The 24,765-nt window shown below is 66.0% G+C and carries 20 protein-coding genes; 6 read left to right on the top strand and 14 right to left on the bottom strand.

The genetic code is table 11. The features are described from left to right. Positions 1-261 precede the first annotated feature (261 nt). The gene (locus tag ACHMXB_RS06230) at positions 262-1,209 is read right to left on the bottom strand and encodes a heme o synthase (protein ID WP_395403704.1); all 948 of its coding nucleotides are present in this window, start codon (positions 1,207-1,209) and stop codon (positions 262-264) included. Positions 1,210-1,728: 519 nt separating this feature from the next. On the opposite strand from ACHMXB_RS06230, the gene tkt reads away from it, so the two are divergent. The 6 genes from tkt to pgl are packed head-to-tail and all read left to right on the top strand — an operon-like array spanning position 1,729 to position 9,972. Further along, a complete protein-coding gene (tkt, locus tag ACHMXB_RS06225; protein ID WP_395403702.1) occupies positions 1,729-3,846 on the top strand; it encodes a transketolase in 2,118 nt (705 codons plus the stop codon). Between the two features lie 30 nt (positions 3,847-3,876). Beyond that, on the top strand, positions 3,877-4,995 hold the full coding sequence (tal, locus tag ACHMXB_RS06220) for a transaldolase (RefSeq protein WP_395403700.1): 1,119 nt from the start codon (positions 3,877-3,879) through the stop codon (positions 4,993-4,995). A 6-nt stretch (positions 4,996-5,001) separates the two neighbouring features. Next, positions 5,002-6,636, top strand: a complete 1,635-nt coding sequence (locus tag ACHMXB_RS06215) for a glucose-6-phosphate isomerase (protein WP_395403698.1) — start codon at positions 5,002-5,004, stop codon at positions 6,634-6,636. Positions 6,637-6,651: 15 nt separating this feature from the next. Beyond that, the gene (gene zwf / locus ACHMXB_RS06210) at positions 6,652-8,226 is read left to right on the top strand and encodes a glucose-6-phosphate dehydrogenase (RefSeq protein WP_395403696.1); all 1,575 of its coding nucleotides are present in this window, start codon (positions 6,652-6,654) and stop codon (positions 8,224-8,226) included. Beyond that, a complete protein-coding gene (locus tag ACHMXB_RS06205) occupies positions 8,223-9,164 on the top strand; it encodes a glucose-6-phosphate dehydrogenase assembly protein OpcA (protein WP_395403694.1) in 942 nt (313 codons plus the stop codon). The genes zwf and ACHMXB_RS06205 overlap by 4 nt, the downstream gene beginning before the upstream one ends. Beyond that, on the top strand, positions 9,154-9,972 hold the full coding sequence (gene pgl, locus ACHMXB_RS06200; RefSeq protein WP_395403692.1) for a 6-phosphogluconolactonase: 819 nt from the start codon (positions 9,154-9,156) through the stop codon (positions 9,970-9,972). The genes ACHMXB_RS06205 and pgl overlap by 11 nt, the downstream gene beginning before the upstream one ends. Here the strand turns inward: pgl and ACHMXB_RS06195 are convergent. From ACHMXB_RS06195 to uvrA, 13 genes are all read right to left on the bottom strand, one after another. Continuing rightward, positions 9,969-10,319: an RNA polymerase-binding protein RbpA gene (locus ACHMXB_RS06195; protein WP_395403690.1), complete on the bottom strand. Its 351-nt coding sequence runs from the start codon at positions 10,317-10,319 to the stop codon at positions 9,969-9,971. The genes pgl and ACHMXB_RS06195 overlap by 4 nt on opposite strands. A gap of 149 nt (positions 10,320-10,468) precedes the next feature. After that, complete coding sequence (gene secG, locus ACHMXB_RS06190; protein WP_003805565.1) at positions 10,469-10,726, bottom strand: preprotein translocase subunit SecG; 258 nt, start codon at positions 10,724-10,726, stop codon at positions 10,469-10,471. Between the two features lie 49 nt (positions 10,727-10,775). Next, on the bottom strand, positions 10,776-11,591 hold the full coding sequence (gene tpiA, locus ACHMXB_RS06185) for a triose-phosphate isomerase (RefSeq protein WP_395403687.1): 816 nt from the start codon (positions 11,589-11,591) through the stop codon (positions 10,776-10,778). 96 nt (positions 11,592-11,687) lie between these two features. After that, positions 11,688-12,914: a phosphoglycerate kinase gene (locus ACHMXB_RS06180; protein WP_395403685.1), complete on the bottom strand. Its 1,227-nt coding sequence runs from the start codon at positions 12,912-12,914 to the stop codon at positions 11,688-11,690. A 10-nt stretch (positions 12,915-12,924) separates the two neighbouring features. Beyond that, positions 12,925-13,935 (bottom strand): type I glyceraldehyde-3-phosphate dehydrogenase, encoded by a 1,011-nt coding sequence (gene gap / locus ACHMXB_RS06175; protein ID WP_102974296.1) that lies wholly within the window; start codon positions 13,933-13,935, stop codon positions 12,925-12,927. 262 nt (positions 13,936-14,197) lie between these two features. Continuing rightward, positions 14,198-14,821 (bottom strand): superoxide dismutase, encoded by a 624-nt coding sequence (locus tag ACHMXB_RS06170; RefSeq protein ID WP_076803204.1) that lies wholly within the window; start codon positions 14,819-14,821, stop codon positions 14,198-14,200. A 132-nt stretch (positions 14,822-14,953) separates the two neighbouring features. After that, the gene (whiA, locus tag ACHMXB_RS06165) at positions 14,954-15,934 is read right to left on the bottom strand and encodes a DNA-binding protein WhiA (protein WP_003805560.1); all 981 of its coding nucleotides are present in this window, start codon (positions 15,932-15,934) and stop codon (positions 14,954-14,956) included. A gap of 10 nt (positions 15,935-15,944) precedes the next feature. Then, on the bottom strand, positions 15,945-16,958 hold the full coding sequence (gene yvcK, locus ACHMXB_RS06160) for a uridine diphosphate-N-acetylglucosamine-binding protein YvcK (RefSeq protein ID WP_190603124.1): 1,014 nt from the start codon (positions 16,956-16,958) through the stop codon (positions 15,945-15,947). Then, positions 16,958-17,881: an RNase adapter RapZ gene (gene rapZ / locus ACHMXB_RS06155; RefSeq protein WP_111902628.1), complete on the bottom strand. Its 924-nt coding sequence runs from the start codon at positions 17,879-17,881 to the stop codon at positions 16,958-16,960. Before rapZ ends, yvcK begins: the two co-directional genes overlap by 1 nt. Positions 17,882-17,994: 113 nt before the next feature. After that, positions 17,995-20,088: an excinuclease ABC subunit UvrC gene (gene uvrC / locus ACHMXB_RS06150; protein ID WP_395403682.1), complete on the bottom strand. Its 2,094-nt coding sequence runs from the start codon at positions 20,086-20,088 to the stop codon at positions 17,995-17,997. A 73-nt stretch (positions 20,089-20,161) separates the two neighbouring features. Then, on the bottom strand, positions 20,162-20,830 hold the full coding sequence (locus ACHMXB_RS06145; RefSeq protein WP_395403680.1) for a lysophospholipid acyltransferase family protein: 669 nt from the start codon (positions 20,828-20,830) through the stop codon (positions 20,162-20,164). Further along, positions 20,817-21,533, bottom strand: coding sequence for an HAD hydrolase-like protein (locus ACHMXB_RS06140; protein WP_395403678.1), 717 nt, complete (start codon positions 21,531-21,533; stop codon positions 20,817-20,819). The genes ACHMXB_RS06145 and ACHMXB_RS06140 overlap by 14 nt, the downstream gene beginning before the upstream one ends. A 275-nt stretch (positions 21,534-21,808) precedes the next feature. Beyond that, positions 21,809-24,733 (bottom strand): excinuclease ABC subunit UvrA, encoded by a 2,925-nt coding sequence (gene uvrA / locus ACHMXB_RS06135; protein WP_395403676.1) that lies wholly within the window; start codon positions 24,731-24,733, stop codon positions 21,809-21,811. Positions 24,734-24,765 lie beyond the last annotated feature (32 nt).

Genomic DNA, 24,765 nt, shown 5'->3' with positions numbered 1-24,765 from the left:
TTCATCCCCGACGCGTCCTCACGTCGGGCCACCGGCGGCCAACGAAAACGCCCCTTCACATGTGAAGTGAAGGGGCGTTTCGTCATTCCGCAGGAGGTGAGGAATCGTTGGGGGAAAACCTGCAGGAGGTGAGGAATCGTTGGGGGAAACCTGCAGGAGGTGAGGAATCGTTGGGGGAAAACCTGCAGGAGGTGAGGACGCGTTCCCGGAAAACCCGCAGGACCTGAGGACGCGTCCCGGAGTGCTGGTGGGTTACTCGGGTTAGCCCATGATCGGCGAGCCGACGAACGGGTCGACGGCCAGCGCGATGAAGAGCAGCGTCAGGTAGCTGATGGAGCCGTGGAAGACCTTCATGGCTCCCTTGTCAGAGAGGTCCCCGCCCTGCGCCCGGTTGTAGAGGGCGTGGGACTCGTACAGGAACCAGGCGCCGGCCAGGACAGCAACGGCGGTGTAAACCCAGCCAGCGCTGCCGGCCGGAATCATCAGCAGCGAGCACACGACCATGGCCCAGGCGTACAGGACCACCTGGACGGACACGACCTTCGCGCCGGCGATGGCACCGAGCATCGGCACGTTGGCGTTGCGGTAGTCCTCGCCGTAGCGCATGGAAAGCGGCCAGTAGTGCGGCGGGGTCCAGAGGAAGATCACCATGAACAGGACGATGGCCGGCCACTCGACCGTGTTGGTCACGGCGGACCAGGCGATCAGCACGGGGAAGCAGCCCGCGGCGCCGCCCCAGACGATGTTCTGGGCCGTGCGGCGCTTGAGGATCATCGTGTAGATGACGACGTAGAAGACGATGGCACCGAGTCCGAGCCAGGCGGAGAGCGGGTTCGCGCCGAACCAGAGAATGGCGATGGCCGCGGCACCCAGCAGCCAGGCAAAGATCAGGGCCTCGCGCGGCGTGACCTCGCCGGTGACCAGGGGGCGCTTCTCGGTGCGGTGCATCAGCTTGTCGATGTCGCGGTCGATGTAGCAGTTGAAGGCACCCGCGCTGCCGGCAGCGAACGCGCCGCCCACGAGGGTGGCCAGGATGAGGCCGAGGGACGGGAACCCGCGCTGGGCGTAAATCATGGTGGGCAGGGTGCTGACCAGCAGGAGTTCAATGACCCTGGGTTTGGTGAGCGCAAGGTACGCCTTCGCCTTGCGGGCTAGTCCGGCTCTTCCGTGGACCCGGGAAGAGGTCAGCGGCGTATCTGTTGTGCTCACGTGGCAGTCACTCTGTTTCTGTCTGGCTGTTTATCTGATCGGTGCGCCCGGACGCGCGGTCCGGACCGATCCCTCATCGGCGGCTGACGGGGCTGTCATGTTGCGCACTAGTGCCCGCCCTGCCCGCCGGTGGCCTCCCGATATCATACCGCGGTCCCGCATGGATCGCTGGCATCGGTGTGTGACGGGAAATCACTGAAAATGATTCGTTCGTGCTTGCTTCAATCACATTAACGCAGCCTCACCGCACGGATGATTCACAAAAGAGAAATTGCGTCCAACTGATGAGATTTTGGCCGCCCGAAGTGTGGAATGGAGCTAAGCTGTCTGCAGATCAGCGCACACTGGAACACGGGCAAGAAACCGCATTCCAGCCGTCCGGCGACTGAATGAAGATCAACGTTTCAATGGTGAACGGCTGGTAGGCACAAATGCAGCGGGCACCAATTATGCCCTGCCGCTGTGTGTCATTACCGCTTGTCGTTTAACACAGAGAGGGGCCCGGATTCCGTGGCACATGTGAAAGAGCAAGAACTGACCTGGACCGACCTCGACCAGCGCGCCGTTGACACCGTGCGTGTCCTGGCCGCCGACGCCGTCGAGAAGGTGGGCAACGGCCACCCCGGTACCGCGATGAGCCTGGCGCCGGCCGCTTACCTCCTGTTCCAGAAGCTGATGCGGCACGACCCGAAGAACCCGGACTGGATCGGCCGCGACCGCTTTGTCCTCTCCCCCGGCCACACATCCCTGACGCTGTACATCCAGCTGTTCCTGTCCGGCTACGGCCTGGAACTGAAGGACCTCGAAGCGCTGCGCACCTGGGGCTCGCTGACCCCGGGCCACCCGGAGTACAAGCACACTGCCGGCGTGGAGATCACTACCGGCCCGCTGGGCCAGGGTCTGGCCTCCTCCGTGGGCTTTGCGTACTCCCAGCGCCGCCAGCGCGGCCTGTTCGATGCGGACGCCGCCCCCGGCACCAGCCCGTTCGACCACACCATCTGGGTTATCGCTTCCGACGGCGACCTCCAGGAGGGTGTGACCTCTGAGGCTTCCTCCCTCGCCGGCCACCAGGAGCTCGGCAACCTCGTGGTCATCTACGACGAGAACCACATCTCCATCGAGGACGACACCGACATCGCCTTCACCGAGGACGTCCTGAAGCGCTACGAGGCATACGGCTGGCACACCCAGCGCGTTGACTGGACCAAGACCGGCGACTACAAGGAAGACGTCCAGGAGCTGTACTCGGCGCTTCTGGCGGCCAAGGCGGAAACCTCCAAGCCGTCCATCATCTCGCTGCGCACCATCATCGGCTACCCGGCCCCGAAGAAGCAGAACACCGGCAAGATCCACGGCTCCGCCCTGGGTTCGGAAGAAGTGGCTGCACTGAAGAACGTCCTCGGCTTCGACCCCGAGAAGTCCTTCGAGGTGGACGAGGACGTGCTGGCCCACGCCCGCGCCGTCGTCGACCGCGGTGCCCACGCACGCAAGGAATGGGAAGAGTCCTTCTCTGCCTGGCAGTCCGCCAACCCGGAGGGCGCTGCCCTGCTGGAGCGCGTCGAAGCCCGCCAGCTGCCCGCCGAGCTCGACGGCGTTCTCCCGGTCTTCCCGGCCGGCAAGGACGTTTCCACCCGCGCCGCGTCCGGCAAGGTCCTGAACGCGATCGGCCCGGTCATGCCGGAACTCTGGGGCGGCTCGGCCGACCTCGCGGAGTCCAACAACACCACGATCGAGGGCTCGCCGTCGTTCGTTCCCGCGGGCAAGCAGACCAACGCCTGGTCCGGCAACCCCTATGGCCGGGTCCTGCACTTCGGTATCCGTGAGCACGCGGCAGCGTCGATCGTGAACGGCATCAGCCTGCACGGCAAGACCCGCGCGTTCTCCGGCACGTTCCTGATCTTCAGCGACTACCAGCGTCCGGCCATCCGCCTCGGCGCCCTCATGGGCGTGCCGTCCCTATACGTGTGGACGCACGACTCCATCGGCCTCGGCGAGGACGGCCCGACGCACCAGCCGGTTGAGCAGCTCGCTTCGCTGCGCGCCATCCCGGGCCTCGACGTCGTCCGTCCGGGCGATGCCAACGAGGTCGCGGCAGCGTGGAAGACCATGCTGGAGAACCACGAGAACCCGGCCGGCATCGTCCTGACCCGCCAGAACATCCCCACCTACGAGCGTGGCGAGGGTGCAGCCGAGGGTGACACCTTCGGTTCGACCGCTGGCGTCGCCAAGGGCGGTTACGTCCTGGCCGAGGCGTCCAAGGACGGCAAGACCGTGGAGGCCCAGGTCATCCTGATCGGCACCGGCTCGGAAGTCCAGCTCGCCGTCCAGGCCCGCGAAGCACTGCAGGCCGAAGGCATCGCCGCACGCGTGGTGTCCATGCCGTGCGTCGAGTGGTTCAACAAGCAGGACGCCGCCTACCGCGAGGCAGTCCTGCCCGCAGCGGTCAAGGCCCGCGTTTCGGTTGAAGCCGGCCTGTCCCAGGGCTGGCGCGAGTTCGTCGGCGACGCCGGCCGCTCCATCAGCCTCGAGCACTACGGCGCATCCGCCGACTACAAGCGCCTGTTCCAGGAATTCGGCATCACGGCAGAAGCTGTTGCCGCCGCCGCCAAGGATTCCCTCGCCGGACTCCAGTCCTGACAGCACCCCCACAGTTCAAGGAGATTAGAAATGACTAGCACTCCCACCCAGCAGCTTTCCGACGCCGGAGTTTCCATCTGGCTCGACGACCTCTCCCGCGGCCGTCTGAAGACCGGCACGCTGCAGAAGCTGATCGACGAGAAGAACGTTGTGGGTGTCACCACGAACCCCAGCATCTTCCACGCCGCCATCACCTCCGGCACGGACTACGACGACACCATCGCGGCCCAGGCCGCTGCCGGCGCCTCCATCGAAGAGACCATCTTCGAAATCACGACGACGGACGTCGCCGACGCCTGCGACCTCTTCGCCCCGATCGCCGCGGCAACCAAGGGTGTTGACGGCCGCGTCTCCATCGAGGTGGACCCCCGCCTCGCGTGGGACACCGCCGGCACCATCGCTGAAGCGAAGCACCTCTACAAGAAGGTCAACCGCGACAACGTCCACATCAAGATCCCGGCCACGCTGGAGGGCCTGGAGGCCATTACGGCAACCCTGGCCGAGGGCATCAGCGTCAACGTGACCCTGATCTTCTCGCTGGAGCGCTACCGCGCCGTGATCAACGCCTTCCAGAGCGGTCTGGAGCAGGCCAAGGACAACGGACACGACCTGTCCAAGATCCACTCCGTCGCGTCCTTCTTCGTGTCCCGCGTGGACACGGAAATCGACAAGCGCCTGGATGCGATCGGCACCGAGGAAGCCAAGGCCCTCAAGGGCAAGGCCGGCGTCGCCAACGCACGCCTCGCCTACCAGGTCTACGAGGAGCTCTTCTCCACTGAGCGCTGGGCCGTGCTGGCCGAGGCCGGCGCGCTGCCGCAGCGTCCGCTGTGGGCTTCCACCGGCGTGAAGGACCCGGCTTACCCCGACACCCTCTACGTCACCGAGCTCGTTGCCCCGAACGTCGTGAACACCATGCCGGAGAAGACCCTGGACGCCACGTTCGACCACGGCGTGGTCACGGGCGACACCGTCACCAACGGCTACGATGAAGCGAACGCCACCCTCAACGCCCTTGATGCCCTCGGTGTGTCCTACAACGAGGTCGTTGCCCTGCTGGAATCCGAAGGCCTGGACAAGTTTGTTGCCAGCTGGAAGGAACTCCTGGCAGACGTTGAAGGCGCCCTCGCCACCGCACGGAAGGCTTCCTAACCCAACATGAGCACACTCAGCTACGACGCCACCGGTTCCGCCCGGAAAGCTCTTGAGCAGCACCTGCCCGCCCTCGTCGAAGACCGCGTTGCCACCCGGATCTTCGCCAAGGACCACACCCTGTGGGGTCCCGATGCGGAAGCCGAGTCGGCAATCCGCCTCGGCTGGGTCGAGGCGGCCACCGTCTCCCGGCCCCTGGTGGACGGCATCCTGGAACTCCGCGATGCCCTGAAAGCGGAGGGTGTTACCCGCATTGCCCTCTGCGGCATGGGCGGCTCCTCGCTTGCTCCTGAGGTCATCGCCGGCACCGCTGGCGTCGAGCTGACTGTGCTGGACAGCACCGACCCCGAGCAGGTCGGTGCTGCCCTCGCGGACCGCCTCGCCGAAACCGCGATCGTGGTTTCCTCGAAGTCCGGTTCAACCCTGGAAACCGACTCGCAGCGCCGGATCTTCGAACACGCCTTCACCGAGGCGGGTCTCGACGCGAAGAGCCGGATCATCGTGGTCACGGATCCCGGGTCCCCGCTGGACAAGGCCTCACGCGAGGCCGGCTACCGCGCGGTCTTCAACGCGGACCCGAACGTGGGCGGCCGCTACTCGGCGCTGACGGCCTTCGGGCTTGTCCCGTCCGGCCTGGCCGGCGTGGACATCGCTGCCCTGCTGGACGAGGCAGAAGAAGCGGCGGAGATCCTGAACGAGGACGCCCCCGAAAACATCGGGCTGGTCCTGGGCGCGGCCCTGGGCGGCACCAACCCGCTGCGCGACAAGGTCGTCATCGTGGAGGACGGCTCCGGCATCGTGGGATTCGCTGACTGGGCCGAGCAGCTCATCGCTGAATCCACGGGCAAGCTCGGCACCGGCGTCCTGCCGGTTGTCGCCGGCCCGGATGCCCCGGAAGTCACTTCCGGCGCAGAAGACGTCCTGGTAGTCCGTCTCGTCAGCACGGATGCCGACGTCGAACTCGGCGAGAACGAGGTTGCCATTTCCGGCGGCCTCGCCTCGCAGATGATGGTGTGGGAATTCGCCACCGCGGTGGCCGGGCGCCTCCTGGGCATCAACCCGTTTGACCAGCCCGACGTCGAAGCCGCCAAGGTGGCTGCCCGTGGTCTGCTGGACGCCCAGCCGGAACCGACGCCGGCCAACTTCACCGATGGCTCCATCGAGGTCCGCGGCGGCGAATGGCTTGGCGACGCCGCCTCGGCAACCGACGCCGTCTCCGCGTTGCTGGCACAGCTGGGCAGCGACGGCTACCTGAGCGTCCAGGCCTACTTCGATCGTCTGGCCTACGCACAGCTCGAGGGCGTGCGGGACGAACTCGCCGCCGTGAGCGGCCGGCCTGTCACCTTCGGCTGGGGACCGCGCTTCCTGCACTCCACCGGCCAGTTCCACAAGGGCGGCCCCGCGATCGGTGTCTTCCTGCAGGTCACGGCGGCGTCCGCCCAGGACCTCGCCATTCCGGAGCGTCCGTTCACGTTCGGTGAGCTGATCGCGGCCCAGGCTGCCGGCGACGCCCAGGTGCTGAGCGAACACGGCCGGCCCGTCCTGCGCCTGCACCTCACCGACCGCGCTGCGGGCGTTGCCCAGCTGCAGGAGATCGTTTCGTCGCTTGCCGGCAAGGCAGCATCCGCCACTGAGAGTTAAGGCCCTGATTTAACCATGCCAGATACTTTGAACGGCAGAAGGTCAGCGGTCCGGTCCGGGAATCCTTTGCGGGATCCGCGGGACCGGCGGTTGAACCGGATTGCCGGGCCGTCCTCGTTGGTGCTCTTTGGAGTTACCGGGGATTTGGCCCGTAAGAAGCTCATGCCTGCCGTGTATGACCTTGCCAACCGTGGTTTGTTGCCGCCGAGTTTCGCTTTGGTGGGTTTCGGCCGGCGGGACTGGGACAACGAGGATTTCGCCGCGGAGGTGAAGGACGCGGTGAAGGCGTATGCCCGGACGCCGTTTGATGAGGCGGTCTGGAACCAGCTCTCGGAGGGCATCCGGTTCGTGCGGGGCGCGTTCGACGACGACGCGGCGTTTGAGCGGCTCGGGGAGACGATCGAGGAGCTCGACGGGAACCGCGGGACCCGCGGGAACCATGCGTTCTATCTTTCGATCCCGCCGAAGGCCTTTGAACAGGTCTGCCGGCAGCTGTCCAAGCATGGTTTGGCGCAGGCCGGGGGTGAGAAGTGGCGGCGGGTGGTGATCGAGAAGCCGTTCGGGCATGACCTGGACTCGGCCCGGCAGCTGAACGACATTGTGGAGTCGGTGTTCCCGGCCGATGCGGTGTTCCGGATTGATCATTACCTGGGCAAGGAGACGGTGCAGAACATCCTGGCGCTGCGCTTCGCGAACCAGCTGTTTGAGCCGTTGTGGAACGCGAATTACGTGGACCATGTGCAGATCACCATGGCCGAGGACATCGGCACCGGCGGCCGGGCCGGGTATTACGACGGTGTGGGCGCGGCCCGCGATGTGATCCAGAACCACCTGCTGCAGCTGCTGGCGTTGACGGCGATGGAGGAGCCGATTTCCTTCAACGCGGACGACCTGCGGGCGGAGAAGGAGAAGGTCCTGGCCGCGGTGCGGTTGCCGGAGGACCTGTCCACGCATTCGGCCCGCGGGCAGTTCGCCGGCGGCTGGCAGGGCGGGGAGCAGGTCCAGGGTTACCTGGAGGAGGAGGGCATCCCGGCCGACTCCAAAACCGAAACGTACGCCGCGATCCGGGTGGACATCAACACCCGCAGGTGGGCCGGGGTGCCGTTCTACCTGCGTGCCGGCAAACGCCTCGGCAGGCGGGTCACGGAGATCGCGGTGGTGTTCAAGCGCGCACCGAACCTGCTCTTCGGCACTCACGGGGGCGCCGGCCACGGGGACGATGATTTCGGGCAGAACGCGGTGGTGATCCGGGTCCAGCCCGATGAGGGCGCCACGATCCGGTTCGGGTCCAAGGTCCCCGGCACCCAGATGGAGGTCCGGGATGTGACCATGGACTTCGGGTACGGGCACTCGTTCACCGAGTCCAGCCCGGAAGCCTACGAGCGGCTGATCCTGGACGTGCTGCTGGGGGAGCCGCCGTTGTTCCCGCGGCACGAGGAAGTGGAGCTGTCCTGGAAGATCCTGGACCCCTTCGAAGAGTACTGGGCCGGTTTGGGTGAACAGCCCGAGCCCTATGCGCCCGGGTCCTGGGGCCCGGCCTCGGCCGATGAGCTGCTAGCCCGCGACGGACGCACCTGGAGAAGGCCATGATCGTAGACCTGCCCAACACCACCACCTCGAAGGTTTCCAAGAAGATCCAGTCGCTGCGCGAGCAGGGCGGGGTGATCGCGCTCGGCCGGGTCCTGACCCTCGTGGTGGTCACCAAGTCCGGGCTCGAGGAAGAAGCGATCGAGGCCGCGAACGAGGCCAGCCGGGAACACCCCTGCCGGATCATCGTGCTCGCCGACGCCGGCTCGTCCGCGCCGAACCGGCTCGACGCGCAGATCCGGGTCGGCGGGGACGCCGGCGCCTCGGAAGTCATCGTGCTGCGCGGCTTCGGGGAACTCGCCGAGGAATCCGAGTCCCTGGTCGCCGCGCTGCTGCTGCCCGACGCCCCGATCGTGGCCTGGTGGCCGCACGGGGCACCCAAGAACGCCAGTGAGACCTCGATCGGGCGGATCGCGCACCGCCGGATCACCGACTCGGCGAACGAGGCCGAACCCCAGGTCGCGCTGGAAAACATCCGCAACACCTACAAGGCCGGCGACACCGACCTCGCCTGGACCCGGCTGACGAACTGGCGCATCCAGCTCGCCGCCGTCCTGGACCAGGCCGACACCTCACCCGTGACCGCCGTCGCGGTCGAAGGCGCCTCGGACTCACCCAGCACCATCCTGCTCGCGGCCTGGCTCACCCTGTCCCTGGACGCCCCCGTCACCATCGTCGCGGACCCCGCCGGCACCGGCATCCGCCGCGTCCGGCTCACCCGCCCCAGCGGCGACGTCCAACTCTTCCGCCCCGGCCTCTCCATCGCCGAACTCACCCAACCCGGCCAACCCGCACAACGCATCTCCCTCCCACGACGCAGCCTCCGCGACTGCCTCGCAGAAGAACTCCGCCGCCTCGACCCCGACGAGGTGTTCGGCGAAGTGATTACTATTGGACTGCCACGTACCAATCTAAGGAGTGTCCGTCCCAGTGAGCGCTGAGCCCAGAGTAAGCATCCATCCTGACTCTTCCGTACTCATGGCCGCCATTGCGGCCCGACTGATCACCAAGCTCGTGGACGTGCAGGACCGGTTCGGTGAGGCAACGGTGGTGCTTACCGGAGGCACGGTGGGCATCGGAACGCTGAAGGCAGTAGCCGACTCCCCTGCCGCCCCCGCGGTGGACTGGGCCAAAGTGAACTTTTGGTGGGGCGACGAGCGCTTCGTCGGCTCCCAGGACCCGGACCGCAACGCGGTCCAGGCCCAGGAAGCTCTCCTGAAGCACATCAACGCTGATCCGGAGCGCGTCCACGTGCCCGGCTCGACGGATGACTTTGAAACGCCGGAACAGGCCGCAGAGGACTACGCACAACGCCTCAGCGATGCGGCAGCGGCCGAGCATGCCGCGGATGCTTCGGACGACCGCCCGGAGGAGCCCGGACGGCTTCCCCGGTTCGACGTCGTGCTGCTGGGGGTGGGCCCGGACGCGCACGTAGCGTCCCTGTTCCCGGAGCAGGGCGGCATCCGCGAGAAGCAACTGACGGTGGTGGGGGTCCGCAACTCCCCCAAGCCCCCGCCCGAGCGCATTTCACTGACCCTTCCGGCCATCAACACCTCCGCGGAGGTGTGGATGGTGGTCGCAGGCGAGGACAAGGCCGGTGCGGTGGGCCTGGCCCTGGCCGGAGCCAATCCCGTGCAGGTGCCCGCGGCCGGGCCGGCAGGCCGGTCCCGGACGCTGTGGCTGATCGACGAAAACGCAGCCTCGCGCGTGCCCGAGCAGCTAGTCAGGAAGGCGCCGGCTGGCTCTTAGCCGACGCAACGCTCCAGCCAGGACGTCTTCGGCGTCCTGGCTGGAGCGTCTTCTTTAACGTAATCCAGATGGCTTTTGTAGCCTTCTTCCTGGGCTTCGCCGGGTATCCCGGCACCGGGGTTGCGCGTCGACGGCCGGCCGCACTGGCGGCAATCCCACACGTCCGGAATCTGGTCGTCCGGCAACTTAAGAAAAACAGGCCGCGTCTCGTGTCCCATGGCGCACCAATAGGAGACACAAATACGCGGCGGGGGCTCCCCGAGAGGATCATCCCCCTGGTTCTTCAATCCGCCCCCTTGAATGACACCCACGCGGGTGCCGCGGAATCCTGAAGAGGTATGCACCATGGGAACTCCCTCGCTACTAATGGCGGCGCTGCCGTTAGATCCGATAGCCACAGTTTAGTCCGGAGTTCCCCCTGGCGGCAGGAAAAAGCCCGGCCCAATCAGGAAAGGATCCTGATCGGGCCGGGCTTATCGTGCTGGGCGGACTGCCTTTAGGAGTCAGCCACGCCTGTGAAGCGCATCAGGAGGCCGAGGGCGATGATGACCACGCCCCAGGTAACTCCGAGGATGATGGTGAACCTGTTGAGGTTGCGTTCAGCAACGCCGGACGAGGACAGCCCCGAGCTCATTCCGCCGCCGAACATGTCCGACAGACCGCCGCCGCGCCCCTTGTGGAGCAGGATGAGCAGGGTCAGCAGAAGGCTGGTAATGCCCAGCAGGATCTGCAGAATCACATGAAGAACGTCCACGACGGCCTTTCCAAAGTTGGTGGATACGGGAGCCTGCCAGATGAACGGACTAGTCCGTTACGAGGTGGCTCTCGAACTTCACAATATTAGCAAACTCAGCGGGATCAAGGCTGGCACCGCCCACCAGCACGCCGTCGACGTCGCGTTCCTTGAGGATGGCGGCGACGTTGCTGGCCTTGACCGAACCGCCGTACAGCAGACGGACCTTGCCGGCCACGTCGGCGTCGAACAGTTTTTCGAGCTCGGCACGGATCGCGGCACACATTTCCTGGGCGTCCTCCGGGCCTGCAACCTCACCGGTGCCGATGGCCCAGACGGGCTCATAGGCGACGACGAGTTCGGCTGCCTGCTCGGCGGTGAGGCCCTCGACGTCGGCGCGGAGCTGGTCCAGGGTGTGCTGGACGTGGGTGCCGGCCTGGCGGATCTCCAGGCCTTCCCCGACGCAGAGGACGGGGATGAGGTTGTGGCGGTAGGCCGCCTTGACCTTGGCATTCAGGACTTCGTCCGACTCAGCGTGGATGGTCCTGCGTTCGCTATGGCCAACGAGGACGTACTTGCAGCCGAGCTTGTTCAGGAACTGGCCCGAGATGTCGCCGGTGTACGCACCGGAGTCGAACTGGGACAGGTCCTGGCCGCCGTAGGCGATGTTGAGTTCGTCGCCCTGGACGAGGGTCTGCACGCCGCGGAGGTCGGTGAAGGGCGGGAAGACAACGGCTTCCACGCGGCTGTAGTCGTGCTTGGCGTCGGACAGTGTCCAGGCCAGCTTCTGCAGGAGGGTGATGCCCTGGACGTGGTCCATGTTCATCTTCCAGTTGCCTGCGATCAAAGGCGTGCGGTCAAAGGTGCCGTTGGTTGACGTAGTCACGTGTTCTCCAAAAGTGCCGGTCAAATGTGCGGATCATGTGAACAGCCGGCAGGGCGCCTTCGCGGTGCGAGAGGTGCCCTGCCGGCTGGTATGTCTTTAGCGGTCCAGAACGCTCAGGCCGGGAAGTTCCTTGCCTTCAAGGTATTCCAGGCTGGCGCCGCCGCCGGTGGAAATGTGTCCGAACTGGTCATCGGCGAAGCCAAGGGTGCGGACTGCAGCCGCGGAGTCGCCGCCTCCTACCACCGTGAACGCGTCCGTCTCCGTCAGCGCCTGGGCGATGGCCCGGGTGCCTGCGGAGAACGCCTCGAACTCGAAGACGCCCATGGGGCCGTTCCAGAACACGGTCTTGGCGCCCTTGATCTGCTCGGCGAACGCCCGGGCAGACTCGGGTCCGATGTCCAGGCCGATGCCCTGCGCCCCGAAGCTGCTGCCTTCGATGGCGTCGGCGCTGACCGTTTCGTGGTCGGCGTCCGCGGCGAACTTGGCTGCCACCACGACGTCCGTGGGGATCACGAACTCAGTGCCGGCGTCGGCTGCGCGCTTGAGGTAGTCCTGGACGACCGGGATCTGGTCCTCTTCCAGCAGGCTGCCGGCCACTTTGTGGCCCTCGGCTGCCAGGAACGTGAACAGCATGCCGCCGCCCACCAGGATGGTGTCAGCCTTACCGAGCAGGTTGTCGATGACCGCGAGCTTGTCCGAAACCTTCGAACCGCCGAGGACCACAACGTACGGACGCTGGGTCTCTGCGGTCAGCTTGCGGAGAACCTCCACCTCGGTGCCCACAAGGTCGCCGAGGTACGACGGGAGCCGGGTGGCGACATCGTAAACGCTGGCGTGCTTGCGGTGGACGGCGCCAAAGGCGTCGTTCACAAAAGCACCGTTGTCACCGGTGAGTCCCACCAGTTCATCGGCGAACGCGCCACGCTCGGCCTCGTCCTTGCTGGTCTCGCGTGCGTCGAACCGCACGTTCTCGAGCACCAGCACCTGGCCGTCCTGCAGCGCAGCTGCCTGCTCCTTGGCGGAGGACCCCACCGTGTCCTCCGCGAGGGAGACCGGGAAGGAGGCCAGCTCGGCCAGGCGGGCAACCGCCGGCTTGAGCGAGTACTTGTCTTCAGGGGCGCCCTTGGGGCGGCCAAGGTGGGCTGTTACCAGCACGCGGGCACCGGCGTCCGTGAGCTTTCCCAGCACTGGCAGTGAGGCCCGAATGCGGCCGTCGTCAGTGACTGTAGAGCCGTCGAGCGGCACATTCAGGTCACTTCGAACCAGAATGTACCGCCCGCGGACACCTTCAGCGATCAGTTCGTTGAGGGTGTGAGATGTCATGTAGCTAACCCTAGCCCAGCTTTGCTGCGACAAGCTCCGTGAGGTCAACGAGGCGGTTCGAGTAGCCCCATTCGTTGTCATACCACGAAACAACCTTGACCTGGTTGCCAATGACCTTGGTCAAACCCGAGTCAAAGATGGACGAGGCGGGGTCGCCGACGATGTCCGAGGAGACGATCGGGGCGTCGGTGTAGGTCAGGATGCCCTGCCACTCGTCGGACTCTGCAGCCTTCTTGAGAGCGGCGTTGACTTCCTCGACGGTGGTCTCGCGGGAAACGGTGACGGTGAGGTCGGTTGCGGAGCCGGTGGGGACCGGAACGCGGATGGCGTAGCCGTCCAGCTTGCCCTTGAGCTCCGGCAGGACCAGGCCGATGGCCTTGGCGGCACCGGTGGAGGTGGGAACCATGTTGATGGCGGCGGCGCGTGCACGGCGGAGGTCGTTGTGCGGGCCGTCCTGCAGGTTCTGGTCTGCGGTGTAGGCGTGGACGGTGGTCATCAGGCCACGCTCGATGCCGAAGGTGTCGTTGACGACCTTGGCCAGCGGGCCGAGGCAGTTGGTGGTGCAGGATGCGTTGGAGATGATGTGGTGGTTCTCGGGGTCGTACAGGCCGTCGTTGACGCCCATCACGATGGTGATGTCCTCGTCCGAGGCGGGGGCGGAGATCAGGACCTTCTTGGCGCCGGCCTCGATGTGCTTCTTGGCCGCAGCTGCCTTGGTGAAGAACCCGGTGGACTCGATGACGATGTCGACGCCGAGGTCCTTCCAAGGGAGGTTGGCGGGATCGCGCTCGGCCAGGACCTTGATGGCGTTGCCGTTGACGACAAGGTTGCCTTCCTTGACCTCGATGGTCTCGGCCAGGCGTCCGCCGACGGAATCGTACTTGAGCAGGTGGGCCAGAGCCTCGGGGCTCGTGAGGTCGTTGACGGCAACGATCTCAAGGTCCGCACCCTGAGCAAGTGCAGCGCGGAAGTAGTTGCGGCCGATGCGGCCGAAGCCGTTGATACCAATACGGGTGGTCACTTTTTGTCTCCTTTGTGCCTTGGAAGCACAACTAGTTAAGCGGGCGTTCAAGCCAACTAACAGATCCCGCACGCCATTGGGCAGAGATATTTTTCAGATCGGAGGGCGACCAGCCTCATTGCTGAAGGCTAACCGCCTTCCGTGATCCATCTTACGTTTAAGTCGGTCCGCCCCCGCAAGTGCGGGGGCGGACCGTCCAGAATTCGGCCCTAAAGTGGCCGAATGTGAAGTTTGTTACTGCTTTGTGTACGCGGGATCACACCTAGAGGGTGATGAGACCCGTTGCGTTGGCGCGTGCCGCGGCGAAGCGGGCGGACACGTCGGCCCAGTTGACGATGTTCCAGAACGCCTTGACGTAGTCAGCCTTGACGTTGACGTAGTCCAGGTAGAAGGCGTGCTCCCACATGTCCAGCATCAGCAGCGGGGTGGTGCCCAGCGCAACGTTGCCCTGCTGGTCGTAGAGCTGCTCGATGACGAGGTTGCCACCGATGGGCTCGTAGGCCAGGAAGCCCCAGCCCGAACCCTGCAGGCCGAGGGCAGCTGCGGAGAACTGCGCGCGGAAGGCATCGAACGAACCAAAGGCGTCGTCGATGGCGGCGGCGAGCTCACCTTCAGGCTTGTCGCCCCCGTCCGGGGAGAGGTTGTTCCAGAACACGGAGTGGTTGACGTGGCCGCCGGTGTGGAAGGCCAGGTCCTTGGAAAGGCGGTTGATGTTGGCGAAGTCGCCCTTTTCGCGTGCCTCGGCCAGCTGGGCCAGCGCGTTGTTGGCGCCCGTCACGTACGCGGCGTGGTGCTTGCTGTGGTGCAGCTCCATGATGCGTGCAGAGATGTGGGGCTCGAGCGCTGCGTAGTCGTAGCTGAGTTCGGGCAGAACGTACTCGGTCACAAAATCCTCCAATGTCGTGGACAGTTTGTCCGGTTGTGCTAACTCTCGGATTGTGCATCCCGGATGACGGGTCATCCGGAAAACTCCGATGGCGGCAACAGCCGCCACCTGGTCTTGATTCTATGGGCGCCGTTACTCGTCCAGCATTTCCGGCGTCACATTGGCATCCGTGCCCGGGATGCCAAGATCCGAGGCGCGTTTGTCCGCCATGGCCAGCAGCCGGCGGATGCGCCCGGCGATGGCGTCCTTCGTCATGGGCGGATCGGCGAGGCGGCCAAGTTCGTCGAGACTGGCCTGCTTGTGGGCCACCCGGAGTTCGCCGGCGTACTTGAGGTGGTCCGGAACGTCGTCGCCGAGGATTTCCAGGGCCCGGTCCACCCGGGCGCCGGCGGCCACGGCGGCCTGCGCGGAGCGGCGCAGGTTGGCGTCGTCGAAGTTGGCGAGGCGGTTCGCGGTGGCCCGCACTTCCTTGCGCATGCGCCGCTCTTCCCAGACCATGAGTGCGTCGTGGGCGCCCATCCGGGTGAGCAGCGCGGCGATGGTGTCGCCGTCTCGGATCACCACACGGTCCACTCCCCTGACTTCCCGGGCCTTGGCCTGTATCCCGAGCCGCCGGGCTGCGCCGACCAGCGCGAGGGCGGATTCCGGACCGGGGCAGGTGACCTCCATGGACGAGGACCGGCCGGGTTCCGTCAGTGACCCGTGCGCCAGGAAGGCGCCCCGCCACACGGCTTCGGCGTCAGCGGCTGAGCCGTTGACGACGACGGACGGCAGCCCGCGCACGGGCCGTCCCCGGCCGTCAAGGAGGCCTGTCTGCCGTGCCAGCGCCTCGCCGTCGCGGACGACGCGGACAACGTACCGGCTGCCGCGGCGCAGGCCGCTGCCGGAGACGACGATGATCTCGCTCTGGTGCCCGTAGACCTCGGCGATGGCGGCGCGCAGGCGCCGGGCGGTGGACGCCAGATCCACTTCGGCCTCGATGACGATCCGGCCCGAGATGATGTGAAGTCCCCCGGCGAAGCGGAGCATGGCCGAGACCTCAGCCTTGCGGACTGATGATTTCTTGATGTCCAGGCGGGAGAGTTCTTCCTTGACTGATGCTGTCAGTGCCATGGCACCTTTCCTAACTATTCCCGAAAATATCCTGGTAGGCCGTAGCCAGCCGCAAGGGGTCATGGACCGGTCGCCGGCCCGAAGCCCCTACTCTACCCAAGACAACCTCGGCGCCGATCATCCCCGCTGCCCGCTCAAACTCGGCCAGGTCCGAAACGGAGGCCGGGTCCGCGAGCACCACGTCCGCGCTGAACTCCGGCGCGTAGTCGCGCAGGACGTGAAGGTGGTCCGCGGCGGACATGCCCGACGTTTCCTTGGTGTCCATGGCGAGGTTCATGGTGAGGCAGCGCTTCGCCGGCGTATCGCAGAGCGCCTGGCGCATTTCCGGCAGCAGCAGATGCGGGAGCACGGAGGTGTACCAGGAGCCTGGACCCAGCACTACCCAGTCGGCAAGCTCGATCGCGGTCAGGGCCTCAACGCAGGCGGGAGCCTGTTCGGGAAGCAGCCGGACGCTCTCCAGCGAGCCGGCCACGGCGCAGCGGGCCTGCCCGGTGATGGTGGTGACCGTGCTGCTGCCGTCCGGGGCGGTCACGCGGACGTCGCCCTCGATGGTCAGCGGAACGGTGGACATGGGAAGAACCTGTCCGCGGGCGCCGAGCAGCGCACCGGCCCATTTCAGGCCGGCCACCGCGTCACCCAGGAGTTCCCAGAGCGTAACGATCAGCAGGTTTCCCATGGCGTGTTCGTCCAGCGAGGCGCCGCCGCGGGCGGACCGGAACCGGTGCTGCATGACGTCGCGCCAGGTGCGGCCCCAGTCCGTGTCATCGCAGAGGGCGGACAGGGCCATCCGGAGATCACCGGGCGGAAGGACGCCGTACTCCTCGCGGAGACGGCCGGAGGACCCGCCGTCGTCCGCCACGGTGACCACTGCGGTCAGTTCGGAAGTAAGCAGCCGCAGTGCCGAGAGGGAGGCCGAAAGGCCGTGGCCGCCGCCGAGTGCGACGACGGTGGGCCCCTTGTCCTGTTGGGAACCGGTCAGGCCGGCCGGCGGAATCAAAGGCAGCGGGCCGGTAAGAACCCCCATTACTCCCGGCCCAGGTCCCGGTGCGTCGTGGTCACGGTCACCCGCGGATATTGCGCAAGCCGTTTGGAGAGCTCCATGGCGACCGCCACCGAGCGGTGCTTTCCGCCCGTGCACCCGACGGCGATGGTGGCGTAGTGCTTGTTCTCCCGGCGGTAGCCCTCCAGGACAGGCTCCAGGGCGAGGACGTAGCGCTCCACGAAGTTCGGCACGCCCTCGGCTCCGAGGACGTACTCGCTGACGTCTTGGTCAAGGCCGGTGTGCGGCCGGAGCGCCGGCACCCAGTGCGGGTTCGGAATAAACCTGACGTCGGCCACGTAGTTGGCGTCCACGGGAAGGCCGTATTTGAAGCCGAAGCTCATGATGTTCAGACGGATCGCGATGGGACCGGTTTCGGTGAACAGTTCGGTGATCGCGGTGGCTAGCCCGTGCACGTTCAGCGACGAGGTGTCCAGGACGAGGTCCGAGGAGTCGCGCAGCTCCTTGAGGAGCTCACGTTCGGCGGCTATGCCGTCCAGGATCCGGCCGCCGCCCTGCAGCGGGTGCGGGCGCCGGCCCTGTTCGAAGCGGCGGACCAGGACGTCGTCGCTGGCGTCGAGGAACAGCACCCGGAAGGTGACGCCGCTGACTTCGAGCGCACGGAGCGCGGCGCGGATGTCGGCGAACAGCGCCTTGCTGCGCACGTCCATCACCACCGCAAGTTTGGGAATGGACTGCGGGGCGTGGGACACGAGTTCAGCCAGCGTCCCCAGCATCTGCGGCGGCAGGTTTTCGACGACGTACCAGCCGTGGTCCTCCAGCGCATCGGAGGCGGTGCTGCGGCCTGCGCCGGACATCCCGGTCACGATGAGCAGTTCCGCTTCGGCGGGCTTGACCGGTGTCAGGCCGTCCTCTTCCGTGCTGGACTCCGCCGTCGACTCTGCCATTGATTCCAGCCTCATTCCTGCTGTTGCTTCCCACGTGCAGTTTCTGCGCGGGTTGCTGTTTGCGGCACACGCCGATTTCCCGTACTTACCCTAACCAAGTTTCGGGGCGCGGGCTAAGTTTCCAGCACTTCCCCGGTAGTCATGTTGATCGCCGGAACCGACTCGTCCGAGTCGCCGCCCGCGCCGCCCGCGCTGAAGTGGGTGACAATGGCCGCGGCCAGCGCCGGCCCCACACCCTTGGCCGCGGTCAGTTCCGCCGCCGATGCCGCCTTGATCTTCTTCACGGAGCCAAAGTGGGCGAGCAGCGCCTTCCGCTTGGAATCGCCCAGCCCGGGCACGCCGTCGAGGGCGGAGACGGTCATCGCCTTGCCGCGCTTTTGCCGGTGGAACGAGATGGCGAAGCGGTGCGCCTCGTCGCGGATGCGCTGCAGCATGTAGAGGCCCTGCGAGGAGCGGGGCAGGATGACGGGAAAGTCGCTGTCCGGCAGCCAGACCTCCTCGAGTCGCTTGGCAAGCCCGACGACGTAGACGTCGTCGACGCCCAGCGCCTCGAGTGCCCGGGCGGCCGCGTTCACCTGTGGCTTGCCGCCGTCCACCACCACGAGGTTGGGCGGGTAGGCAAACTTCGCCTTGGGCGCCGGCGTGGTGGTGTCGGACAGCGCGGCGTCCACGGCGGCAGCGGCCGCCTTATTGGTCCCGTTGGTTCCAGCGCCTGCTCCTGGCGCCGTCCCGTTGGCGCCTGTCACGTTGGCGCCGGTCACGGCCGCCGGCGTCGCGACCAGTTCGGCGGCCTCAACCTGGGCGGTCTTGTCCACGAGATAGTGCCGGAAACGGCGCGTCAGGACGTCGTGCATCGCGGCGGTGTCGTCCGTGGCCGCGGCGCCGGTGATGGAGAACTTGCGGTAGTCGGACTTCTTGGGCAGCCCGTCCTCCACCACCACCATGGAGGCCACCACGTTGGTGCCCTGGACGTGGGAGACGTCGTAGCACTCGATGCGCAGCAGGGGAACTGGGAGCTCCAGGGCCTCCTGGAGTTCCTGCAGCGCCTGCGACCGTACGGTCAGGTCGCCGGCACGCCGGGTCTTGTGGAGCCGTAGTGCGTGTTCGGCATTCTCGCGGACCGTGGACATGAGGGCGGCTTTGTCCCCGCGCTGCGGGACGCGGATATCCACCTTGGCGCCGCGGAGGCCGCCCAGCCACTCAGCCAGGTCCTGCGCATTGCTCGGTTCGACAGGAACCAGCACCTCGCGGGGAAGCCGGCCCTGGATCTCGGCGTCCTCGCCGTAGACCTGCTGGAGGAGATGCTCGACGAGGTCTGGGGTGGTGAAGTCCTCCACCTTCTCGACCACCCAGCCGCGCTGTCCGCGGACCCGTCCGCCCCGGACGTGGAACACCTGGACGGCCGCTTCGAGCTCGTCCTCGTGCAGGGCGAAAACGTCGGCGTCGGTGTCCTCGGCCAGCACCACGGCGTTCCGCTCGAAGACCTTCCGGAGGGCAGTGATGTCGTCACGCAGCCGGGCGGCGCGTTCGTAGTCAAGGATGGCGACGGCGGCCCCCATCTCCTTTTCGAGCCGGGCGATGAACCGCTTGGCCTCGCCTCCCATGAACGCGCAGAAGTCCTCGGCCAGGGCTCGGTGTTCCTCCGGGGTGACGCGGCCGACGCACGGGGCCGAGCATTTGTCGATGTAGCCCAGCAGGCAGGGCCGGCCGCTGGCCTGGGCACGCTTCAGCACACCCGCGCTGCAGCTCCGCACCGGAAAGACCCGCAGCAGGGTGTCCATGGTTTCGCGGATGGCGCCGGCCGTGTAGGGGCCGAAGTACCGGGTGCCCTTCCGCCGCTCGCCGCGCATGACCTGCACGCGCGGCAGCTTCTCGCCCATGGTGACGGCAAGGTACGGATACGTCTTGTCGTCGCGGAAAACCACGTTGAACCGCGGCTTGAATTCCTTGATCCAGGTGTATTCCAGCTGGAGGGATTCCAGCTCGCTGCCCACCACCGTCCACTCGACGCTGCTGGCCGCGTGCACCATGGCGTGGGTCTTGGGCAGGAGCCCCGCCGGGTTCGCAAAGTACGAATTCAGGCGCGACCGGAGGTTCTTGGCCTTGCCGACGTAAATAACCCGCCCATGGGGATCCCTGAACCTGTAAACACCCGGATTGGTCGGAATCTCACCCGTCTGGGGTCTATAACTTGATGGATCTGCCACGATTCCAGTCTACTGAGCTGCGGGGCTGCGGATTGCCGCCGGCCATCTTGACGGAACCGCCCGGAAGCAGCGCCTACTCGATGACCTTGCTCTGGTTGTAGCTGGTGGAGCGCTGCTGGCCGCTGAGCTCTGCGATGGCGTCCATGATCTTGTCGGTCACCTGGCGCCGGGCGGGGAGGGAATGGTCCGGCCCGGTCTTGTCAAAGTAAATCGGCTCCCCCACCTTCATGATGAAGTGCTGGGGTTTCACAGCGTTGCGGCCCGCGGGCTGCAGCTTCTCGGTGCCGATCAGTCCCACCGGGATCACTGGGGCGCCGGTGGTGAGGGCCAGCCAGCCGACGCCGGTCCGGCCGCGATACAGGATTCCGTCGCGGGACCGGGTGCCCTCGGGGTAAATGCCGATGCCCCTGCCGTCCTCGAGGATGTCCAGCAGTGTCTTGAGGGCCTGCACGCTCGCGGCCTGTTCCCCGCGTTCGACCGGAATGGAGCCTACTGCCTCGAAGAAGGACTTCATCACGCGGCCCTTGATGCCCTTGGTGGTGAAGTACTCCGCCTTGGCAAAGAACGCGACAGGCCGGGGCATGAGCGCCTGGACAATCACGCTGTCCAGGAAGGAGAGGTGGTTCGGCGCCACAATAAACGGCCCGCTCTTGGGCACGTTCTCCAGCCCGATGACGGTGGGCCGGCAGCTGCCGGAGATGAGGGTCCGCGTCGTCCAGCGGACCCCGTCAAACAGCTCCATCGTTGCGCACCTCGCTCAGGGCTGCGGCGCGGACGTTCTCCAGCTCCTCGACCTTGGCCCGCAGGCCGGCGGTGTTGTGCACGACAGCCACAGCTCCCGCTGCCTCCAGTTCGCCGTCGGGCGCGAAACCCCAGCTGACGCCGATGCAGTCGAGTCCGTTGGCCAGCGCTCCTGCCACGTCCTGTGCACGGTCGCCGACCATCACGGCGTGCTGCGTGCCGAGGTCCGTCATGGCCGCGGCGATGATGCCGGTCTTTCCGACCGGGCCGGCTGCGGCCGCGGTCTCATCTGCGGCTGACCCCCTGATGGCGCGGAACCGGCCGGCAATCTTGTGGTGTTGAAGCACCAGCTGGGCAAGGCCTTCCGGCTTTTGCGTCGCCACGGCTACGGGCCGGCCTGCCTCCGCGTAGCCGTCGAGCAGGTCGACGATCCCCGGGTACAGGAGGCTCTGGGAAATGCCGACGTCCAGGTAATGCATCCGGTACGTCCGGATGACCGCCTTGAGCATGGCTGGCGGAACAGCCGCGACGTTCAGCAGCGAGTCGCTCAGCTTGGGACCCACCATCGCGTCTAGAAGGTCCTGGCTGGGGACAGGAAGGCCATGTTCCGTGAGGGCCGCGGCAATTCCGTCTGTTATCCCGCCGGCCGGATCGACAAGAGTGCCGTCCAGGTCGAAGATCACGGGCACTGTTGTTGAAGTCACCGGCTTAGTTTCTCACGATGGCACGCCTGCTCAAACTCGTATGCCCTCCGTGGAATACTTCCGTGGGTATTTGGAGTTTTTGTCCTCGTATCGTGACTTCGGAGGCGTTTAGCGGCCATTATCTGGACAAAAACTCCAATGAAACGGGGACGACGGCGGGACTCATGGGACGCAGACGGCCCGCCAGTTAGTCTGGCGGGCCGCAGTTGCGTTATCAGTCCTGGCGTTCGCGAACCGTTGCGCTGTTGGTCCTGGCGTGCAGGCTGGTTGGCGCGCTAGCCGAGGATTTCGGCCAGGAACTTCGCGGTGTAACTTTCCGAGGACTTGGAGACCTGCTCGGGTGTACCCGAGGCAATGATCTTGCCACCGCCGGAGCCGCCGTCAGGTCCAAGGTCAACGATCCAGTCGGCGCTCTTGATGACGTCGAGGTTGTGCTCGATGGTGATGACGGTGTTGCCCTTCTCCACGAGACCCTGCAGCACCATCAGCAGCTTCCGGATGTCCTCGAAGTGCAGCCCGGTGGTGGGCTCGTCCAGCACGTAGACGCTGCGCCCGTTGGACCGCTTCTGGAGTTCGGCCGCGAGCTTTACGCGCTGCGCTTCACCGCCGGACAGCGTGGTGGCGGGCTGGCCGAGCCGGACGTATCCCAGGCCGACGTCCACGAGTGTCCTGAGGTGGCGGGCAATCGGGGAGAAAGCGGCGAAGAATTCGGCTCCCTCCTCGATCGGCATGTTCAGCACATCGGCAATGGTCTTGCCCTTGTAATGCACCTCGAGAGTCTCCCGGTTGTACCGCGCACCATGGCAGACCTCACAGGGAACGTAGACGTCCGGCAGGAAGTTCATTTCGATCTTCAGCGTGCCGTCACCGGAGCAGGCTTCGCACCGCCCGCCCTTGACGTTGAACGAGAACCGTCCCGGGAGGTAACCGCGGACCTTGGCCTCCGTGGTCTCGGCGAAGAGCTTCCGGATGTGGTCGAACACACCCGTGTACGTGGCCGGGTTGGAGCGCGGCGTGCGGCCGATCGGGCTCTGGTCGACGTGCACCACCTTGTCCAGGTGCTCGAGGCCCTGGACGGTCTTGTGCCGGCCGGCTACCTGCTTGGCGCCGTTGAGCTTGTTGGCAAGGACTTTGTAGAGGATCTCGTTGACCAGGGTGGACTTGCCCGAGCCGCTGACGCCGGTGACCGCCGTGAACAGGCCCAGCGGGAAGGCCGCATCAACGTTAACGAGGTTGTTCTCGCGGGCGCCGACCACCTTGAGCTCGCGCTTCTTGTCGTACTTGCGCCGCTTCTTGGGGACGTCGATGCTCTTCCTGCCGGAGAGGTAGTCCCCGGTGAGGGACTTCGTGTTCTCCAGGAGCGCTTTGTAGGACCCGGAGTGGACCACCTCTCCGCCGTGCTCGCCGGCTCCCGGGCCGATGTCCACGATCCAGTCCGCCTCGTGGATGGTGTCCTCGTCATGTTCGACGACGATGAGGGTGTTGCCCAGGTCCCGGAGCCGGGTCAGGGTTTCGATCAGGCGCCGGTTGTCCCGCTGGTGCAGCCCGATGGACGGCTCGTCCAGGACGTACAGGACGCCCACCAGGCCCGAGCCGATCTGGGTGGCCAGCCGGATGCGTTGGGCCTCGCCGCCGGAGAGGGTGCCGGAGGGGCGTTCCAGGTTCAGGTACTCCAGCCCCACGTCCAGCAGGAAGGTGAGGCGGGCCTGGATCTCTTTGAGGACCTGGTGCGCGATTTGCGCCTCACGGCCGGTCAGCACGAGGTTGTCCAGGAATGCCGCGCATTCGCGCATTGGCAGCCGCGCGACGTCGGCAATGGACTTGCCGTTGATGAGAACCGAGAGCGACGCCGGGTTCAGCCGGGCGCCGTTGCACGCGGGGCAGGGGATCTGCCGCATATATTCCTCGTAGCGGTCCCTGGCGGAGTCGGACTCCGTTTCGGTGTGCTTGCGGTGCACGTACTGCACCACGCCTTCGAAGCCCGTGCTGTACTTGCGCTCCCGGCCGAACCGGTTGCGGTACTGCACCACCACCTTGTGGTCCTTGCCGTGCAGGACGGTCTGCCGGACGTCAGCGGAAAGGTCCTGCCACGGCGTGGTCATGGAGAACCCGAGCTCCTTGGCGAGGCCCCCGAGCAGCCGGTTCCAGTACTCGGTAGTCGCGGTGCCCAGGGACCACGGCGCGATTGCCCCGTCCTCGAGCGCAAGCTCCGGGTTGGGAATGATCAGTTCCTCGTCGACTTCCAGCCGCGTGCCGATGCCGCTGCAGGCCGAGCAGGCACCGAACGGGTTGTTGAACGAGAAGGACCTGGGCTCGATCTCATCGATGGCCAGGGGGTGCTCGTTGGGGCAGGCCAGGTTTTCCGAGAAGGCCCGCGTGCGGTGCGCGTCGTCGGCGTCGAGGTCAACGAAGTCGGCCAGGACGCGCCCTTCGGCGAGGCCGAGCGCCGTCTCGATGGAGTCGGTCAGCCGCTGCCGGATGCCCTCCTTGACCACCAGCCGGTCCACCACCACCTCGATGGTGTGCTTAAACTGCTTGCCCAGCTTGGGCGGATCGCTCAGCTGGACGAGGTCGCCGTCCACCCGGGCGCGGGAATAGCCCTTCGCCGTCAGCTCCTTGAAGAGGTCCACGAACTCGCCCTTGCGGCCACGTACCACCGGAGCGAGGATCTGGAAACGGGTCCCGTCCTCAAGTTCGAGCAGCTGGTCCACGATCTGCTGCGGGGTCTGCTTGATGACGGGTTCACCGCAGACGGGACAGTGCGGACGGCCCACCCGTGCCCACAGGAGGCGCATGTAGTCGTAAATTTCGGTGATGGTGCCCACGGTGGAGCGCGGGTTCTTGCTCGTGGACTTCTGGTCGATCGAGACCGCAGGCGACAGGCCTTCGATGAAGTCGACGTCGGGTTTGTCCACCTGGCCCAGGAACTGCCGGGCATAGGCCGAGAGCGATTCAACGTAGCGGCGCTGGCCCTCAGCGAAAATGGTGTCGAAGGCGAGCGACGACTTCCCGGAGCCGGACAGGCCTGTGAAGACGATCATGGCGTCACGCGGCAGGTCGAGGTCGACGTTGCGGAGGTTGTGCTCACGGGCGCCCTTGACCACCAGCCGGGAGAGGTCCGGACGCACCGGGTTGGCGGGGTTCAGGGGGACGACGGCGGAGGGGGCAACAGCGGTTTCTTCAGCTACGGCTTTAGGCACCCACTAATGCTAGTCGAAAACTTCTTCGAATA

The sequence above is a fragment of the Arthrobacter sp. UC242_113 genome (genome assembly GCF_044054585.1).
Classification (GTDB): Bacteria; Actinomycetota; Actinomycetes; order Actinomycetales; family Micrococcaceae; genus Arthrobacter.
This window is presented reverse-complemented; position numbering and strand designations above follow the sequence as displayed.

What these genes read in the sequence shown, in the direction of transcription:
- zwf (WP_395403696.1), top strand. Translation starts at nt 6,652, where the DNA reads ATGCCAGATACTTTGAACGGCAGAAGGTCAGCGGTCCGGTCCGGGAAT.
- rapZ (WP_111902628.1), bottom strand. Translation starts at nt 17,881, where the DNA reads ATGGCAGAGTCGACGGCGGAGTCCAGCACGGAAGAGGACGGCCTGACA.
- yvcK (WP_190603124.1), bottom strand. Translation starts at nt 16,958, where the DNA reads ATGGGGGTTCTTACCGGCCCGCTGCCTTTGATTCCGCCGGCCGGCCTG.
- ACHMXB_RS06205 (WP_395403694.1), top strand. Translation starts at nt 8,223, where the DNA reads ATGATCGTAGACCTGCCCAACACCACCACCTCGAAGGTTTCCAAGAAG.
- whiA (WP_003805560.1), bottom strand. Translation starts at nt 15,934, where the DNA reads ATGGCACTGACAGCATCAGTCAAGGAAGAACTCTCCCGCCTGGACATC.
- ACHMXB_RS06195 (WP_395403690.1), bottom strand. Translation starts at nt 10,319, where the DNA reads ATGGTGCATACCTCTTCAGGATTCCGCGGCACCCGCGTGGGTGTCATT.
- tal (WP_395403700.1), top strand. Translation starts at nt 3,877, where the DNA reads ATGACTAGCACTCCCACCCAGCAGCTTTCCGACGCCGGAGTTTCCATC.
- ACHMXB_RS06215 (WP_395403698.1), top strand. Translation starts at nt 5,002, where the DNA reads ATGAGCACACTCAGCTACGACGCCACCGGTTCCGCCCGGAAAGCTCTT.
- ACHMXB_RS06180 (WP_395403685.1), bottom strand. Translation starts at nt 12,914, where the DNA reads ATGACATCTCACACCCTCAACGAACTGATCGCTGAAGGTGTCCGCGGG.
- ACHMXB_RS06145 (WP_395403680.1), bottom strand. Translation starts at nt 20,830, where the DNA reads ATGGAGCTGTTTGACGGGGTCCGCTGGACGACGCGGACCCTCATCTCC.